Genomic DNA, 16577 nt, shown 5'->3' with positions numbered 1-16577 from the left:
TAATAATTCAGAAATCTAAAATCGTTAATCTAAAATCTAAAATTATTTAACTCTGTTTACGTCTATGTAAGCAGCCATAGTTTCTATCGACTTAAAAATAGTTTTTCCTTCTTTTGGATCCACTAATTTAATTCCATAATCTTTATCCAGCATCACAATAAGTTCCAATGCATCAATAGAATCAAGTCCCAATCCGTCACCAAATAAGGCGTCATCATCGTTTATATCTGCGATTGCTATATCTTCTAAGTTTAAAACTTCAATGATTTTACTTTTTAATTCTTGCTTTAATGCTTCCATAATTATTGATTGTATAGTTTTTTTAATATTTCTTGATTGTGTTCTATTTCACCTTCCTTATCTACTAAATACAGAAAAGCTTTGTAATCTTCATTATAATATTCAACCCAGCCACACAATACTTTATCCGCTTTTTTGGTTTCCAAAAGTATGTTGCTGTATTTCTCCATAAATTCAGGGTTGTAATCCACAAATATAAAGAAAGAATTTTCGCTTTTCAATTGATGCTTAATACTAATTTCTCCCAAACATATATTAGGCAAGGTATAAACAAAAACGGCTGGACTTGGATAATAATTTTCCAGATCAGAAATTGAATTTTGATATTTCACATCTGTATCTAAACTTGATGATTTATTGGCAAATACCAATGCCGTATTATTTTCTGTTGAGGAATCACCTTCAGTTTTCAGAAGTAATTCTGCCCCCAAAAAAGCCAATTTACTTAAATTATCCATTTTAAAAAACTTAGGATAATTCATTTCCAAATACTGATACGTTTTCTTTGAAAAATCGCTAAATACAGTCGGTTCAGTGCTAAAAACAACTTCCCCATTCAGTGAAATTTGATTATTCTGAATCGTGCAAAAGGATTGTATATAGGTTTTGTTTGCCGCCATTAGTTTACTTTTTCGAATAAAACTGCCGTATTACAGCCACCAAATCCTGATGCTGTTTTTAGAAAATAACGAATATTTTTATCTTCATTTTTTTCTATGACATTAATTGGCTGACTCACTCCAATGGTATCAAAACCCAATGAAACAAACAATTTATTTTCTAGTACCGATTGAATTCCGATAACGGTTTCCAACAATCCTGAAGCTCCCAGAGTATGCCCATAAAATCCTTTAAGGCTATTCAGCGGAACATTCTCAAGTCCTAATCTATTCAATGCTATGGCTTCCATTTCGTCATTAAAAGGAGTTGCTGTACCGTGTGCCGAAATATAATCTATTTGATCGCTGTTTATTTTGGCTTCCGCCAAAGCACTTTGAATGCTTCTATAAAGCCCTTCTCCTGTTCTTGATGGTCCAGAAATATGATTTGCATCATTGATAGAACCATCTCCTAAAATCTTTATTTTGGCATTATCTTTATTTGAAGAAATCAAAACTGCAGCAGCAGCTTCTCCTAAGGTTACTCCAGCTCTATTTATTGAATAGGGTTTGCATGGCAAGTCACTCATCGCCTGAAACGAATTGAATCCTGACAAAACAAACTTCGAAACTTCATCGCCAGCCACCACAAATATGTTGTCATACATCTCAGCCTGAATCAATCTTTTGGCCACAGAAACCGCCAATATTCCCGAAACACAGGCATTGGAAACCACAATCGGTTCCACCTTGAAACCAAAGAAATCAGCAATAATTTTCGCCAATTGATCCAAATACGCAGGTTCTATATTTTGATTTTCTAATGCAGTAACATTCCCCTTTGTGGTAGAAAGTATAAATGCAGTTCGTTCATTCAAAACAACTTTTGATTTTTTGATGATTGGTTCCAAAGCCAAAATCATCATTTTCTCCAATCTGGAAAAATTCTTGTCCAAAGTCACTTTGGCGAAAGCCAAATCCAAATCGGCATCATTAATTATGGAAGCATAAAATGGAACATTAAACAACTTAGGCTTCTCATGCAATTGAATACCTGAAACAGCATCCGCAATGTTTTTTGTATTGGAAGCCACATCAAACCCAATGGGTGTAATGCAATTTGTTTCGGTTATATATACTTCTTTTATCATTCTTTTATCAAACCCACTTTCCTTTTCCATTCTTCAAAAAATGGAGGATTCGTCAACATTAATTCGCCTTGATTATCCAAAAAAACCTGAATAGTTTCTCCAGTACAGGCAATTTCATTTTTGGCATCAAATATCTTGTATCTAAAAATCATTTTTGCTGCTGGCGAATCAACAATAGTGGTTTCTATACGAATCACGTCACCATAACGCAGTGATAATTTATGTTCACAAGTCGATTTTACAATTGGAGTAGTATAACCGCTATCAGCAATATCCAAATAGGAAATCCCATGATGACGCCCGAAAGCTTCTCTTCCATCTTCAAAATAAGTAATATAGTAACCGTGCCATACTATTCCTAGTGGGTCAGTTTCGTTGAATCGCACTCGAATCTCTTCTGAAACGGTCAAATCGGTTGCCTCTTTATACAGCTCTTTTCTTCTTATCATACAGCAATGCTAACGTTGTGGTAACTACGAAAAATAAAAATAATAAAAATAATTCTGGAACCAAGTCCCAAAATGTTGCGTTGCGCAAAAGTACATCATAAAAGGCTTCCAGTCCCCAGTTCATAGGCGAGGATTGCGCAATGATTTGCATTATTTTAGGCATTGCAAATACAGGAACCCAAACTCCACCAATTGCCGCCAAAATAATAACTGCAGTAGCACCAAAAGGAGCCGATTGCTCTTGCGTTTTGGCAATTGTTCCCAATAAAACACCAAAACCTATCGCCGCTAAACCTGAAAACAAAGCTACAACACTCATTAAAATAAGATTTCCTTCTACATTAAGCGCAGGTAATCCCAAATGCGGAAATAGAAATATGGCAACGGCAACCATCATATAAAATTGAATCAAACAGATGATTAAATACATCACCGTTTTACCCGCCAAAACAATTTTATTGGAAACAGGATTGGTCCGCAACCTTATAAAAGTACCTTGTGTTTTTTCCTTCACCATGTTGATTGACAAAGGAATTACAATGAAAAATATAGCAAAAAGTGTCCAAGCCGGAACATTATGCTGTACCGAGTTTGGAGTAATATCTTTGTTGTTTATTTTAGGAACAATTTCTTTGAACGTAATAAAACTTTTTTGCTCAAATTTAGCATCATCCTCCCCTAATTGCTCTTGAAAAGTGGTATAGATTGATTTGGTTTCTATTTGAGAAATCATTTTGTCAATCCCATTCATTACGCCGCTTTTAAAACTCAATTGCACAGCAGGGTCAAAATAGAGTTTAACTTCTTTTTGATCAACCAATTTAGCATTTGATTTTGTTGCCAAAGAATCAGCAAAGCCCAGACTATTGACAATCTTTTGAACATTCTGATCAATCTTGGCTTGCAAATCGGTACTTAAATGAGACGGAATAATAATAGCCAACTGATATTTCCCTTTAAAAACGGCCTCTTTGGCGACAGCCTCCGTAATTGGTGTATTGTCTATAGTAGTAACAACACTAAAAACATTGCTCTTTTGTAAATTATCAAAAATCGTTTTTGAGACATTTCCTTTGTCATAATCCACCAAAAGGATTGGTATTTTGACATCATTGCCTTTTTTATAAGTGCTGTCCTGTATGAGTGTCACCGTTATAATTAATACCAACGGCATCAAAAATAGCGTCACTACGCCTCCCATATCTCGTTTCAGCAACAAGAATTCCTTATAAACAGACATCCAAAGTTTATATAACATCTCTCAATTCTTTTCCGGTTAATGAAATAAAAACATCTTCCAGATTTCTGGCATTTGCAGTAGAGGAAATTAAATCCTTTGGTGTACCTTCGGCATGAATTATTCCTCCATCTACAATTGCAATATTGGTACAAAAATCCTGCGCCTCCGATAAATGATGAGAAGTATAAATAATGGTAGTTCCTGTTTTATTAAGTTCCGTTAAGTACTCGATAATAACATTTTTTGAATGCACATCAACACCTACGGTTGGTTCATCAAGGAAAAGAATTTTTGGATTATGCAGAATTCCGGCAATCAAATTCACGCGTCGTTTCATACCTCCCGAAAAAGTCTCTATACGCTTATCTGCAAATTTCAATAGTCCCAAAAAATCAAGACTATCTATAACTTTTTCTTTAAGATCATTCCCTTTTAAACCGTACATACTTCCAAAATACAGCAAATTTTCTCTAGCTGTTAAGGTTGGATACAAAGCGTATTCCTGGGGTACGACACCAATTATTTTTTTGATTTCATTTGCGTTTTTAGCATAAACCAAATTATCAATTGTAAAAGAACCCGAAGTAGGTTTTATCAATCCGCAAAGTATCGAAATCAAAGTGGTTTTCCCAGCACCGTTTGGGCCCAATAAACCAAAGATTTGTCCTTCTTTTATATCCAAAGAAAAATCATCCAAAGAATACACTTCTGCATCTTTGTAAATTTTAGATAGATTTGATATTTGGATAATGGTTTTCAAAATAGTAATATTTTTTAGCTAATTGCTTTTTTCAACTTCTTAAAAAACACTTCTTCTCTATCGGCAATAACCAAAAGCTCGTCTGAAAGCGTATTGTAAACATCTACTTTCGTGCTTCTGTTTTTATACACACGAGAAGCTTCTACAGCAAAATCTCTCCATAAATCACCAATAGCGGTCATTTCCAATGATAAGGTTTTCAGCCCGTCATTTCCCAATATAACCGCAGCTTCTTGCAAAAATGCAGCATATATAAATCGAAAACCACCGCCACCAGTTCCTATTTCTTCCTGCATTCTAACAATTTGAGCCAAATAATGATTGGCTTTCTTCGTTCCCTCTTTTATTGGCCATTTTTTAATTAGCTTGGCTACATATCGAATACCTCGTACACCAATTATTGGCATTGGTGCCAACATATCACGACAGGTATTTTTTATTCCTTTGATAATTGCTCCTTTCAAATCTACATTGGCAGGAACCTGAATCGGGTAATACATTTGACCTCTTGGAGCAAAAGCTCCTTTGGCAAAACGAACTTTATTCAATTCGGCATGAGTCAGTGTCGTTACGTTTTCCATAACAGGATCGCTGATTAAATAATCTGTTTCCGTTTTTCCATAAACCACCAAATTGTGGGCATTGAAGTGAAAACGATATTCATCAGGAAAATACGTTAAGTTGTACACTCCCACCTGTAATCCGGAGGGAATATTATTTTTTAAGTTTTCGTCCAATGCTTTAATGGCATTAGCTTCACTGGAAAATTTTTGTCTTTTTATTTTTAACCCTAAACGTTTGGCCAACTTATTAAAAATAGAACCTGGCATGGGCCTATAACTAATCGCAGGCGCATAATTCACTTTCAAAAAAGGTAAGTAAACGAAGAAAAGTCCTGAACCAATCCCGAAGACCATAGGCTCACTAATGTTCAATCCGTTATGTTTTAACAAATTGGAAGCAACTCCATTTTCACAATGGGCCGATTGATGATGTGCAAAATTTGTTTCCATTAATTTGTTTTAAAATTTTTCAATTCTTCGATAGTAATATTGAATGATTCCGCATATTTTTTCAAAATGGAATCGCTTAATCTTGCAAAAACTCTGGGTTTGAAGTGTCTTTTAACTCGCCATTGCCACATTCCTACATAACTGGAAAGCACTCCTATATCCATTCTGCAAAACTCCATATAATAACAAATGGGACTCACCTCATTATTCTCCACTTGCGCTTTTGCAATAGCAATTCGCTCACTAATTTCTTCAATAGAATTAGATAACGCAATAGTTTTTGGCTCCCAACCAGTGCTCAAAGCAGTTGTATAATTGCCTTTTTCATCTGTGGCATAAACCAACTCCTTCATGTTCTTATTGGAAAGATTGCCTTTGTCTTGAGGAACTTCTTCTTTTTTCATACTATTACTATGATTTATTTTCTTGAATAAATAATGTAATCTCACCTTCCAAGAGCAATTCATCGGCTCTAAAAGTTTGACATTTCATGGTACACAAACTATAGGATTCTGTAATAAATTTGGAGACTAACAAAGCTTTTGTATAAATAACATTACCAACTTGTGGCAAAGCATGAATTTTCAATGTTTTGATACCGCTAATGAAACCAACGACATTCACGCCCTCTTTATCATTATAATTTTCATCGATAAAATAATCTTTGGCGACTACAGATGAACAGGTTTGAGCCATATTCTCCACTAAACCAGATTCTGTAAAAAAACCATTCTCCAGAAATATATTATCTGTTTTAATTTCAAAAAAGGTTTCCACTTGTTCGTCATCCATTTCCAGAATCAGATCCACCATCAGCATCGGAGCTCGATGTGGCAGATACTTTTTTATATCAACTGGATTTGAGGTTTCTTTTTTACTCACGGTGCTCTAAGTTATTTAGCCAAAACGGTCTTCATTTGACCTTTAGCTATTTCAACATCGTTCAATTTGGTCACAACATCAACCAAAGTAATTCCTCCAAATTCCTGTAATATCGAAACTGTTGTTCTTATTTCGTCATGAAGTTTGGGCAATTTATTTATTACAATATCTTTTACGGAACCAATATACCCTGTAGGAGCTTTTTCGTTTCTTAAATAAAATTGATAGCCGGTATGCAAAGCCACAGATTGTGCCATATGTTCTATTATCCCTGACTCTAGAAAATTATCCTTTTCCAGAAAAATAGCATCGCTTTGTATTGTAAATCCTGAAACCAATTCGGTTTCTGAGTAAGAATACAATTTATCCACCATTACAAATGGGAATTTTTGAGGGATTAAAGTTTCGACAAAATCTTTATCTCCTAATGGATTATTTCCAAACCCTATCATTAACAGACCGTTAAATAAGCATAGGCATAAGAAAAACGACCACTCTCAGGAACTGATAAAAGAATTTTATTTCCTTTTTTTAATTTACCAGAATTCATTAATTCTTCTAAAGCCAAATAAATTGAAGCAGCACCTACATTCCCTACATAAGCCAAATTCATAAACCATTTTTCCATTGGTATCACCATACCTCTTTCTGCCAATGACTTACTCAATCCATCCACAAAATAATGAGAAGAAACGTGTGGCAGGAAGAAATCAATTTCATCTGCCGAAACATTATTTTTAGACAAAGCATCTTCCATGCTCAGAGAACCTTTAACCAAAATAAATTCGTCCAATAATTTAACATCCTGTTTGAAAGCAAACAAAGATTCATTCAACCATTGGTCTGGATTGTAATCGTTCCAAGGTTTTATTTCACCGTTTTCCATTTTATCTCCTCCAGCATACATACAAGTTTCCAGTTCGTATGCGTATGAGAAAGCCTCCATCCATTCAATTTTTAAAGAGATTGGGCCGTTAGGTTTATTTTCTAATAAAAAAGCTCCAGCACCATCAGACAACATCCAACGCAAGAAGTCTTTTTTGAAGGCCAGAATCGGCTGCTCCTCAAGGTTCTTTAAGTTCACAACTTCATTCTCAAATTTTTCAGCCAACATCCAAGTGGATAGTTTTTCGGAACCGGCGCAAACCGCATTTTTAGTATTACCTGATTTTATAGAAAGATATCCAAATTTCAAGGCATTCATGCCTGCACAGCATACTCCTGATGAAGAATTTAATTCTAACGATTTATTCTTCAATAATCCATGTACCATTGACGCGTGAGAAGGTACCAGAACATCTGGGGTAGTTGTACCACAAGACAATAATTCCATATCTTGAGCTGTGAAATTTTCATCAAATAATCCTTGAATCGCGTTATTTGTTAATTCGGCATTATTATGAGTGCTTTTCCCGTTTTTGTCCAAAGCGTAATACCTACTAACAATCTTATTATTTCTTAAAATCAGTCTTCTGGCTTTGGATGCGGTTTCATTTATTAAACCCAAATAATCTTCCATTTCGTCATTAGAAACAGCTTCATTTGGCAAACATTTGGCCGCTTTTGTAATATATACATCAAACATAATAATCTATTTTACTCCTTTATAATATTCTAATTCTTTCCTTATTTTTTTAACTTTTAACGGATAAGTAAGAACGTGCAAGATATAAACTATTGGTGAGATTAACCAAATAGCCAATAACAAATAAACTTTAAAAACCTTTATCCAAAACTTTCTGGATTCTCCTTTATTAATAATCAAATTTGACCATTTTGCAAAAATCTTATTGGCGGTTCTATCAACAGTAACCAAGTATGAACTAATCCTAACCGCATCAATATCAATTAATTTAGATTGCAAATTATCTAAATCATTATCTTTCAAACTGGAAAGAATTACTTCCCCAAATTTTGTGGATTCATTAATATCCTTGTCTGAAACACCCGGTAAAGGAAAGATTCCAAGATATTTTTTTTTCACTCCCGAAAACATCCATTCTACAATAGTGATAACACTTATTAAATTTCCTACTCTATCAACTAAAGCGATATTTCCTTTTAACAATGCATTATTTTGTTTCAATAAAGTCTTTACTTTTTCTTGTGCCATTACCCACATATTTCTGGAACCGGTTATGGTTATAACGGGAGTATTATTTAATAGTATTTTAGCTTCCGGGCTCTTCAAAAAAGAATTTGTGGGAATTGAAGGTGTTAAATACCAAACTTGGTAGTTCAAAAGAATCAAATCAAATTTGGTATTCATTATTTCTTCTGAAACCGGCTTCAACGCGGCTGGAATCTGCAAAAATGATTCTGGAAAAGCGCCAAAAAATGCATCATTGTTCCAAGGAAACGGAAACGGCTTCTCTAGCTGAATTTCATGAAACAAAACATTTATACTATCTGAATTCAAAAGTGGTTTTGCAATATTTCTAGCAATAGACTCTAGTTGTCCCGATTGAGAATAGTAGATTACAAGAACGTTTTTCATTTAGGTTAATTTTTATAAAAACGAAAATAACTTAAAATTTATAATTAATCCTAATTACAATTTATTTCTTTCCAAACAAAAAAGTGTATTGCTTTAGTAAATGACTCACAACACAAATTAATCCATTAAATATTAAGCTATTACAAATACCTAATATCAAATTCACAAAAAAACAGTAATTTAAATAATTGTTATTATTTATCGATCTGATTCCAGAAATCAAAATAGTTAAACCATTGCAAAGGGTATTTTTTAACCATCGTTTCCACACTTTGGGCATATTCTTTCAACAACCCCTTTTCATCACGATGCTTTACAGTAGCTTCTCTGGTATAAAGGTGGTAATGTAAATTGGGCTCTTTCATTACATAAACAAAAACAACCGGGACTTTTAAACGAGAGGATATTAGAAATGGTCCAGCCGGAAAAAGAGCTTCTTCTCCCAATAATGTTTCACTTAATGATTTTACGCCCTCAAAATACCGGTCTCCGGTGAAACAAACCAGTTCATTTCTGGCTAGAGCCGAATTAATCTCAAATATATGTGACAAATCATCACCAATCAATATGAAGTTTATTGTTGGTTTTTGGGTAATACTTTCTAGATATTTTTTTATTGCAGAATGCTCTAAATCGGTAGTGACAAGGTTTATTTGAAAATTAACATCAACCTCACTGAAAAAATGCTCGGCAATTTCAAAATTTCCAATATGTGCGCTAATGAGTACTCCTCCCCTTTTTTCTTTCAAAAGTTTTATAATAATTTCGCCTCCATCATGTTCATAGGTAAACTTATTTTTCAATCCGGCACCAATGGCAATTTTATCAATAATAGTCTGTCCAAAAGTATAATAACTTTTAAAAACCATCCTTTTGGATTTAAAATAGGAATACCCCAATCTTTCTCTAAAATAATAAAAGATTGAGGTATTGCTTTTTTTTAGGAAAATAAAATAATAAGTTGCTACAAAATAAAGGACAAGATAAGCTGCTTTAATCCCTACTTTTTTAATAAAAAAAACAAAAATTTTGTATCCTAGAACAGTCCCTTTAGATTTTCCATCCCATTGACTCATTTTAAATTGTAGATTTTAGATTTTAGAATGCTTGTGACATCTAAAAAATATAAATTATGCTTTTGCTTTTAATTTATTTTCGATAAGATCATAAAAATCTTGGAATGTATCTATTCCTACAAAATCTGCTTCAACTAATTTTACACCAAAGTTTGATTCAATAGAAACAACTAAATCTACATAGTCTAAACTATCCAATCCCAAAGTGATTTTCAAATTTGCATCTGACTGAATATCATCTCCATCTACCTCAAACTCATCAATTAAAAAATAATTAATCTTCTCTATGATTGCTTCTTTATTCATTACTTTTTTTATACTTTTTAACTACTAATGCTGAATTCGTCCCTCCAAAACCGAAGGAATTCGACAAAAATATGTCAAATTTTTTATTTAAAGTGGTTTTAACCAAATTTAATTTTGCAGCATCATCATCTGGCGTTTCCAAATTAATGTTTGGCGCGATGAAATCGTTTTGCATCATTAGAATCGAATAAATGACTTCACTGGCTCCAGCCATCCAGCATTCGTGACCCGTCATTGACTTTGTCGAACTCACATAAGGATTACTTTCACCAAAGACTTTAAAGATCGCTTTTGCTTCATTATCATCGCCTACTGGTGTAGATGTTGCATGGGCATTTATGTAATCTACTTCACTTGCGTTTATTCCTGCTTCATCGAGCGCTCTTTGCATGGCTATAGATGGTCCTTCGACATTTGGAGTGGAAATATGACCGCCATTCGACGAGAATCCGTAGCCCACAACTTCTGCCAGAATAGGAGCACCTCTTTTGATAGCAGATTCATACGATTCTAAAACTAAAGTAGCTCCACCGCCACTAGGAATTAAACCATCGCGATTAATATCAAAAGGTCTTGAGGCTTTGGTTGGTTCGTCTTCCCTAGGGGAAAAAACACCCAAACCGTCAAAACTGCACATGGCATATTTGTTAATTTCTTGTGCACCACCACAAATGATTACATCCTGAAAACCGCTTTTTATTAAAAAATAGGCCAATCCAATAGAATGAGATCCGCTTGCACAGGCAGCGCTTACAGTTAAATTAATCCCTCTCATTTTAAAAATAGTCGATAAATTCATCGTTACCGTTGAATTCATTGATTTAAAAATAGCTCCCGAACCAATTAACGCAGAATCTTTTTTATCTCTAATAATGTCAGTTGCTTCAATAACAGATTTCGAAGCACTATCATTGCCATACATAATCCCAACTTCATTTTCATCAAAGAAAGCATCGTCAATATTGGCATTTCTTAAGGCTTCAACCGTTGCCATGTATGCATATTCGGTTTCTTCACCAAGACTTATTCTTTGCCTTCTGGTAAGCAAATTCTTCAAATCTGGCCTAGGAACCATCCCTGTCAGGGCGGATTGAAAACCAAATTCTTTTCGTTCTGGATCAAATGAAATACCAGATTTTCCTTGATATAATGAATCTTTTACCTCGTCTAACGATGTTCCGATACAGGAATAAATTCCCATTCCCGTGATGACAACTCTTTTATTCATTTCCTTACAATATTATTTATGAATAAATCCCACCATTTATATTGATAACCTCTCCAGTAATGTAGCTTGATTTCTTGGAAACCAAAAAGCTAACCAGATCAGCGACTTCTTCGGCTTCGCCAAAACGATTCACCGGAATCATTTTAATTAATTCTTTTTCATCAAGATGGCTGGTCATATTTGTTCTTATAAAACCTGGAGCCACTGCATTGACAGTAATATTTCTTTTGGCAACTTCCTGTGCCAGAGCCTTAGTTGCTCCTACCAACGCACCTTTTGCCGCAGAATAATTTGTCTGCCCTGCTGTTCCTTTTACTCCCGAAAGTGAAACGATATTCACAATTCGGCCGTATTTATTTCGCAACATTTTTTGCATAAAAAAGTTAGTCACATTAAAAAAACCATTCAGACTGGTATTGATAACACTGGACCAATCTTCCGGACTCATCCACATGAACAGACCGTCTCTGGTAATCCCTGCATTATTTATGATTGCTTCTACAATTGCTTCCGGATTTGCCTCTTGCCATTGTGTCAATACCGATTTTACTTCATCAAAATTGGCAACATCAAATTTTAGAATCTCTCCCGTAGCCCCGTTTGCCATTACTTTTTGTAATGTATTTTCGGCTTCTTCTTTATTCGAATAATAATTAATCAAAATATGATAATCGCTGTCTTGTGACAGTTTTTCACAAATAGCGTTACCAATTCCTCTAGAACCTCCTGTTACCAATGCACATTTCATATTTTTATTTTAGATTGCAGATAGCTGATTTTAGATTTAAACTTTTAAACCCTTAAACTTTCAAACTCTTTTTAGTTATTAATCAAATAATCTTTCACTTTTTGTACAAAAGGATACATTACCTGATCTTTTTCGAATCTTGGAATAATGACACGAATATCATCGTATATTTTTCTGGTTACAGATGAAATTTGGTCTTTTTGTTCCAAATAATCAATTGCCTGAACAATGGTGATTAATTCGATAGCCAATACTTCAAATGCATTTTCAATAACTTTAGATGTAATTACGGCAGCATTAGTCCCCATACTTACAATATCCTGATTGTCATTATTATTTGGAATACTGTGAACATACATAGGATTCGATAACATCTGATTTTCGGCAGTTGTAGAAGTCGCCGTAAACTGTACTCCCTGCATTCCAAAATTAAATCCTAATGTCCCCAAATTCACAAATGGAGGAAGGATTTCGTTTATTTTTGAATTCAATAAATAATTCAACTGACGTTCGGCAAGCATCGTTAATTTAGTAATTACGATTTTCAATTTATCCATTTCCAACGAAATATAATCACCATGAAAATTACCACCATGATACACATGCTGGTTTTTCACGTCAATAATTGGATTATCATTTGCCGAATTAAATTCTTCTTCCAAAATAGAAGAAACATTGCTTATAGTTTCAAGTATTGGCCCCAAAATTTGAGGAACGCAACGCAAAGAATAATATTCCTGCACTTTTTCTTTGAAAACATCTTCGGTATTTTCTCCTGAATATAAATGATCTTCCCTTTTTCTGATTAAAGTACTATCTTCAAGATTTCTTCGCATTCTCGAAGCTACTTCTCTTTGTCCTTTATGACGTTTTGTATTATTTAATTCTTCCGAAAAATGGTCGTCGTAAGCTTGTACAAGCTCATTAATGGCACAAGAAAATTTAATTGACCAATCTAATAATTTATTGGCATGATGCACATTGACAACTCCAATTCCGGTCATCACCGACGTTCCGTTCATCAATGCCAATCCTTCTCTAATTTCGACTTGAATAGGTTCCAGTTTTTCTATGGCAAAAACGGCTTGTGTAGGTCGTCTTTCTCCTTTATAAAACACCTCTCCTTCACCAATAAGAACCAAAGCCAAATGTGCCAATTGCACTAAATCACCACTGGCTCCTACTCCACCATGTTCAAAAATTAAAGGAGTAATATCTCTATTGATTAATTCTTTCATCAAATGAATCACTGAAGAATGAACTCCAGAATTACCTAAAGAAAGTGTATTTAGCCTAGCCAAAATTGCCGCTTTAACACAGGTTGCATTCAATGGTTTTCCTGTACCAGAAGCATGACTTCGTATTAAATTATATTGCAATTGTATACGATCTTCGTCTTTAATACGATATTGAGCCATTGGCCCAAATCCGGTATTTACACCGTAAATAATTTTATTAACTGAGAATTCTTTTAGAAAATCAAAACTTTCATTAACTCGATCTAAAACAACTTGGCTAATATTTATTTTGTCATTATTAAAGATTACAGATTCAAACTCTTCTAGACTTAAAAATTCCTTTATAGTATTCATTCAATTTGTATTATTTTTTCAACTAAATATATTAAAAATTAATTTTTATTTAGAATTTAATGTGGTTAATTTGGATAAACAAATGTAGCACAATATCGCTAAAATTAGTAAACCTATATTTTTTTTGTTTTACAAATTAGAAAAACAAGCATAACTAATATATTAACAAGCACTTACAACGCCATCTTAAATATCAAAAAAGAATGAAAGATTTTGGTTCTGACAAAAAAAATGTTGTTCAAGCGAATTTAGACGCACAAAAAATTGCTTTTGCCCCAATTATGTTTCAAGCAGCAAAATCACTTCGGAATTTGGGTATTTTAGAATACTTATTTAATAATGACAAAGCGAGTATAGAAACCATAGCGACCGAGTTGAATTTGTCAGTCTATGGTGTAAAAGTTTTACTCGAAGCAGGTTTAAGCTTGGAAATGGTTTATTTGAAAGACAATGAATTCATACTCACAAAAACTGGTTATTTCATATTAAGGGATAAAATGACCAATATAAATATGGATTTTACCCAAGATGTAAATTACCTGGCGATAAACCATTTGGAAGAATCTATAAAAAATGGAAAACCGGAAGGTCTGAAAGAATTAGGGAATTGGGATACCGTATATATTGGTTTATCTGAATTACCTGAAAAGATCAAAAAAAGCTGGTTTGACTTTGACCACTTCTATTCGGACTATACTTTTCCAGAAATTATGCCCATTTTATTTGACAATAATCCTAAATCATTTTTGGATGTTGGGGGCAATACCGGAAAATTTTCTTTGCAATGTGCCAAATATGATCCAACAGTAAAAATCACCATTTTAGATTTGCCGGGACAGATTAAAGTAGCACAGAAAAATATAGAGGCCGCTGGTTTTGAAGATCGAATTTCTACAATAGGAGCTAATTTATTGGACGATTCAATTCCTTTCCCAAAAGGAGCAGACATTATCTGGATGAGTCAGTTTATCGATTGCTTTTCTTTGGAAGAAGTTTATAGCCTTTTCAAAAGAGCTTATGAAGCAATGACAGACGATGCCAGTTTCTATATTTTGGAAACGTTTTGGGATTTGCAAAAATTTCAAGCATCAACATACAGCCTACACGCCACTTCTTTATACTTTACTGCGGTTGCCAATGGAAACAGTCAAATGTTCCATTCAGAGGACATTTTGAAAGTAATCGAAAAAGCCGGATTTGTAGTGGCTGAAATACATGAAATAATTGGAATGAGCCATACATTGATTAAATGCAAAAAAAGAGTATTATAAGGCGATAAATCTTTAATTTTGTGTTTTGTGCTATTACAGCGTATTTCAATCCTAATAGACCATTATGCACTCTTTACAAAAACTTTAATTGCAATAAATAAATGTTACAAGAATTCGTAGATGTTTTAATCATTGGAGCAGGACCATCCGGATGTGTATCTGCCTCTTATCTTCATAAAAAAGGAGTCAAAATTAAGGTTGTAGAAAAAACAAAATTTCCTAGAATTGTTGTAGGTGAAAGTCTTATTCCAAGAGTTATGGATCATTTTGCGGAAGCTGAATTATTCGAATGTTTGGATGCCATGAATTTTGAAAAAAAATTAGGGGCTCGATTTATAAGAGGAGAAGATATCTGTGTTTTTGATTTCAGCAATAAATTTTCCGAAGGTTGGGATTGGACATGGCAAGTACCAAGAGCCGATTTTGACAACACTATGGCTCAAGAAGTGATACGAAAAGGCATTGATTTAGAATTTGAATCAGAAGTGATTTCGGTTTCTTTTCAAGGGAAAAATTCGATTACTGTGGTAAAAGAAAAGGGAGGGAATCTAAAAGAAATTCACGCTAAATTCATTATCGATTCCAGCGGCTATGGAAGAGTGTTACCAAGACTTTTGGATTTGGACACGCCTTCTAAATTAGACCCGCATTCCTCAATTTTTACGCATGTTGTAGATATCAACCGTCCCGAAGGAGAGGAAGGCACTCTGATTTCATTTGACATACTTGAAACCGAAGTGTGGCTATGGGTTATTCCTTTTTCGAATGGCAATACAAGTCTTGGCGTTGTGGGCCCAACGGATTTTATCAATTCACTTTCTGCCAATAAAGACAATGCCGAAGCGCTGAAAAATGCCATTCAGCTTTCTGATTTTTATATTAAACGATTTGGTGGAGTTGATTTTATATTTGAACCAATCAAATTAGAAAATTATTCCCGATCAGTCAAAAAAATGTACGGAGATGGTTTTGCACTTACCGGAAACAGTTCCGAGTTTTTGGATCCCGTTTTCTCGTCTGGTGTTGCATTTGCTACCGAATCAGGTATGCTTGCCGCCAAATTATACCTCAAAGAATCACAAGGAATAACAGTAGATTGGGAAACCGAATTTACGGGTTACATGAAAAGAGGAATTGCTGTTTTTACCACTTACGTAAAAGAGTGGTACACAGGAAACCTACAGACTTTATTTTTTCATCAACCAGAAAACCCAGATGTAAAAAGAAAAATATGTGCCGTACTCGCAGGCTATGTTTGGGATGAAGAAAATCCGTTTGTAAAAAAACACGACAATCTCATCAAAAACATGGCTCACATACTCCAAATGGAAAGTCCACAAAAAAAATCCTAGTTTAAAAACTAGGATTTTTTCATTTTCACTGATTATTAAATAGTTAAACAAAACAAACCCACTAAAAACTTACATTTATTTTATATCTTTATAATTCAAAAAACAAACCAATA

General features: G+C 34.0%; 19 protein-coding genes. 2 read left to right on the top strand and 17 right to left on the bottom strand.

The window, feature by feature from the left end; translation table 11 throughout:
- Window positions 1-42: 42 nt before the first annotated feature.
- From HQN62_RS09135 to flxA, 17 genes are all read right to left on the bottom strand, one after another.
- Window positions 43-300, bottom strand: coding sequence for a phosphopantetheine-binding protein (locus HQN62_RS09135; protein WP_116795493.1), 258 nt, complete (start codon window positions 298-300; stop codon window positions 43-45).
- A 2-nt stretch (window positions 301-302) separates the two neighbouring features.
- Complete coding sequence (locus HQN62_RS09130) at window positions 303-920, bottom strand: 3-oxoacyl-ACP synthase (RefSeq protein ID WP_173504115.1); 618 nt, start codon at window positions 918-920, stop codon at window positions 303-305.
- Window positions 920-2050, bottom strand: coding sequence for a beta-ketoacyl-[acyl-carrier-protein] synthase family protein (locus tag HQN62_RS09125; RefSeq protein WP_173504114.1), 1131 nt, complete (start codon window positions 2048-2050; stop codon window positions 920-922). The genes HQN62_RS09130 and HQN62_RS09125 overlap by 1 nt, the downstream gene beginning before the upstream one ends.
- A complete protein-coding gene (locus tag HQN62_RS09120) occupies window positions 2047-2499 on the bottom strand; it encodes an acyl-CoA thioesterase (protein ID WP_173504113.1) in 453 nt (150 codons plus the stop codon). Before HQN62_RS09120 ends, HQN62_RS09125 begins: the two co-directional genes overlap by 4 nt.
- A complete protein-coding gene (locus HQN62_RS09115; RefSeq protein ID WP_173504112.1) occupies window positions 2474-3757 on the bottom strand; it encodes an ABC transporter permease in 1284 nt (427 codons plus the stop codon). Before HQN62_RS09115 ends, HQN62_RS09120 begins: the two co-directional genes overlap by 26 nt.
- Complete coding sequence (locus HQN62_RS09110) at window positions 3747-4499, bottom strand: ABC transporter ATP-binding protein (protein WP_116795496.1); 753 nt, start codon at window positions 4497-4499, stop codon at window positions 3747-3749. The genes HQN62_RS09115 and HQN62_RS09110 overlap by 11 nt, the downstream gene beginning before the upstream one ends.
- 14 nt (window positions 4500-4513) lie before the next feature.
- Window positions 4514-5512: a BtrH-related acyltransferase DarH gene (gene darH / locus HQN62_RS09105; protein ID WP_173504111.1), complete on the bottom strand. Its 999-nt coding sequence runs from the start codon at window positions 5510-5512 to the stop codon at window positions 4514-4516.
- Window positions 5512-5916 carry a flexirubin biosynthesis protein DarG gene (gene DarG, locus HQN62_RS09100; protein WP_116795498.1) on the bottom strand — a complete coding sequence of 135 codons (405 nt, stop codon included), beginning with the start codon at window positions 5914-5916 and terminating at the stop codon, window positions 5512-5514. The genes darH and DarG overlap by 1 nt, the downstream gene beginning before the upstream one ends.
- A gap of 7 nt (window positions 5917-5923) precedes the next feature.
- Entirely contained in the window at window positions 5924-6394 is a 471-nt protein-coding gene (locus HQN62_RS09095; RefSeq protein WP_254454510.1) for a hotdog family protein, read from the bottom strand.
- 11 nt (window positions 6395-6405) lie between these two features.
- The gene (locus HQN62_RS09090; RefSeq protein WP_116795500.1) at window positions 6406-6846 is read right to left on the bottom strand and encodes a hotdog family protein; all 441 of its coding nucleotides are present in this window, start codon (window positions 6844-6846) and stop codon (window positions 6406-6408) included.
- Entirely contained in the window at window positions 6846-7979 is a 1134-nt protein-coding gene (gene darB / locus HQN62_RS09085; RefSeq protein WP_173504110.1) for a dialkylresorcinol biosynthesis protein DarB, read from the bottom strand. The genes HQN62_RS09090 and darB overlap by 1 nt, the downstream gene beginning before the upstream one ends.
- A 6-nt stretch (window positions 7980-7985) precedes the next feature.
- Window positions 7986-8891 carry an NADPH-dependent FMN reductase family protein gene (locus tag HQN62_RS09080; RefSeq protein WP_173504109.1) on the bottom strand — a complete coding sequence of 302 codons (906 nt, stop codon included), beginning with the start codon at window positions 8889-8891 and terminating at the stop codon, window positions 7986-7988.
- A 194-nt stretch (window positions 8892-9085) separates the two neighbouring features.
- Window positions 9086-9967: a lysophospholipid acyltransferase family protein gene (locus tag HQN62_RS09075; protein ID WP_173504108.1), complete on the bottom strand. Its 882-nt coding sequence runs from the start codon at window positions 9965-9967 to the stop codon at window positions 9086-9088.
- Window positions 9968-10021: 54 nt separating this feature from the next.
- Window positions 10022-10273: an acyl carrier protein gene (locus tag HQN62_RS09070; protein WP_173504107.1), complete on the bottom strand. Its 252-nt coding sequence runs from the start codon at window positions 10271-10273 to the stop codon at window positions 10022-10024.
- The gene (locus HQN62_RS09065; RefSeq protein WP_173504106.1) at window positions 10266-11501 is read right to left on the bottom strand and encodes a beta-ketoacyl-[acyl-carrier-protein] synthase family protein; all 1236 of its coding nucleotides are present in this window, start codon (window positions 11499-11501) and stop codon (window positions 10266-10268) included. Before HQN62_RS09065 ends, HQN62_RS09070 begins: the two co-directional genes overlap by 8 nt.
- 16 nt (window positions 11502-11517) lie before the next feature.
- On the bottom strand, window positions 11518-12249 hold the full coding sequence (flxB, locus tag HQN62_RS09060) for a flexirubin biosynthesis SDR family reductase FlxB (RefSeq protein ID WP_173504105.1): 732 nt from the start codon (window positions 12247-12249) through the stop codon (window positions 11518-11520).
- 71 nt (window positions 12250-12320) lie between these two features.
- Window positions 12321-13841, bottom strand: a complete 1521-nt coding sequence (gene flxA / locus HQN62_RS09055; RefSeq protein WP_173504104.1) for a flexirubin biosynthesis tyrosine ammonia-lyase FlxA — start codon at window positions 13839-13841, stop codon at window positions 12321-12323.
- Window positions 13842-14044: 203 nt separating this feature from the next.
- Between flxA and HQN62_RS09050 the strand changes: the two genes are divergently transcribed.
- Together HQN62_RS09050 and HQN62_RS09045 are read left to right on the top strand one after the other, a co-directional pair.
- Window positions 14045-15112 carry a methyltransferase gene (locus HQN62_RS09050; protein ID WP_173504103.1) on the top strand — a complete coding sequence of 356 codons (1068 nt, stop codon included), beginning with the start codon at window positions 14045-14047 and terminating at the stop codon, window positions 15110-15112.
- A 101-nt stretch (window positions 15113-15213) separates the two neighbouring features.
- Window positions 15214-16464, top strand: coding sequence for an NAD(P)/FAD-dependent oxidoreductase (locus tag HQN62_RS09045; RefSeq protein ID WP_116795508.1), 1251 nt, complete (start codon window positions 15214-15216; stop codon window positions 16462-16464).
- Window positions 16465-16577 lie beyond the last annotated feature (113 nt).

It is taken from the genome of Flavobacterium sp. M31R6 (assembly GCF_013284035.1).
Taxonomy (GTDB): Bacteria; Bacteroidota; Bacteroidia; order Flavobacteriales; family Flavobacteriaceae; genus Flavobacterium.
This window is presented reverse-complemented; position numbering and strand designations above follow the sequence as displayed.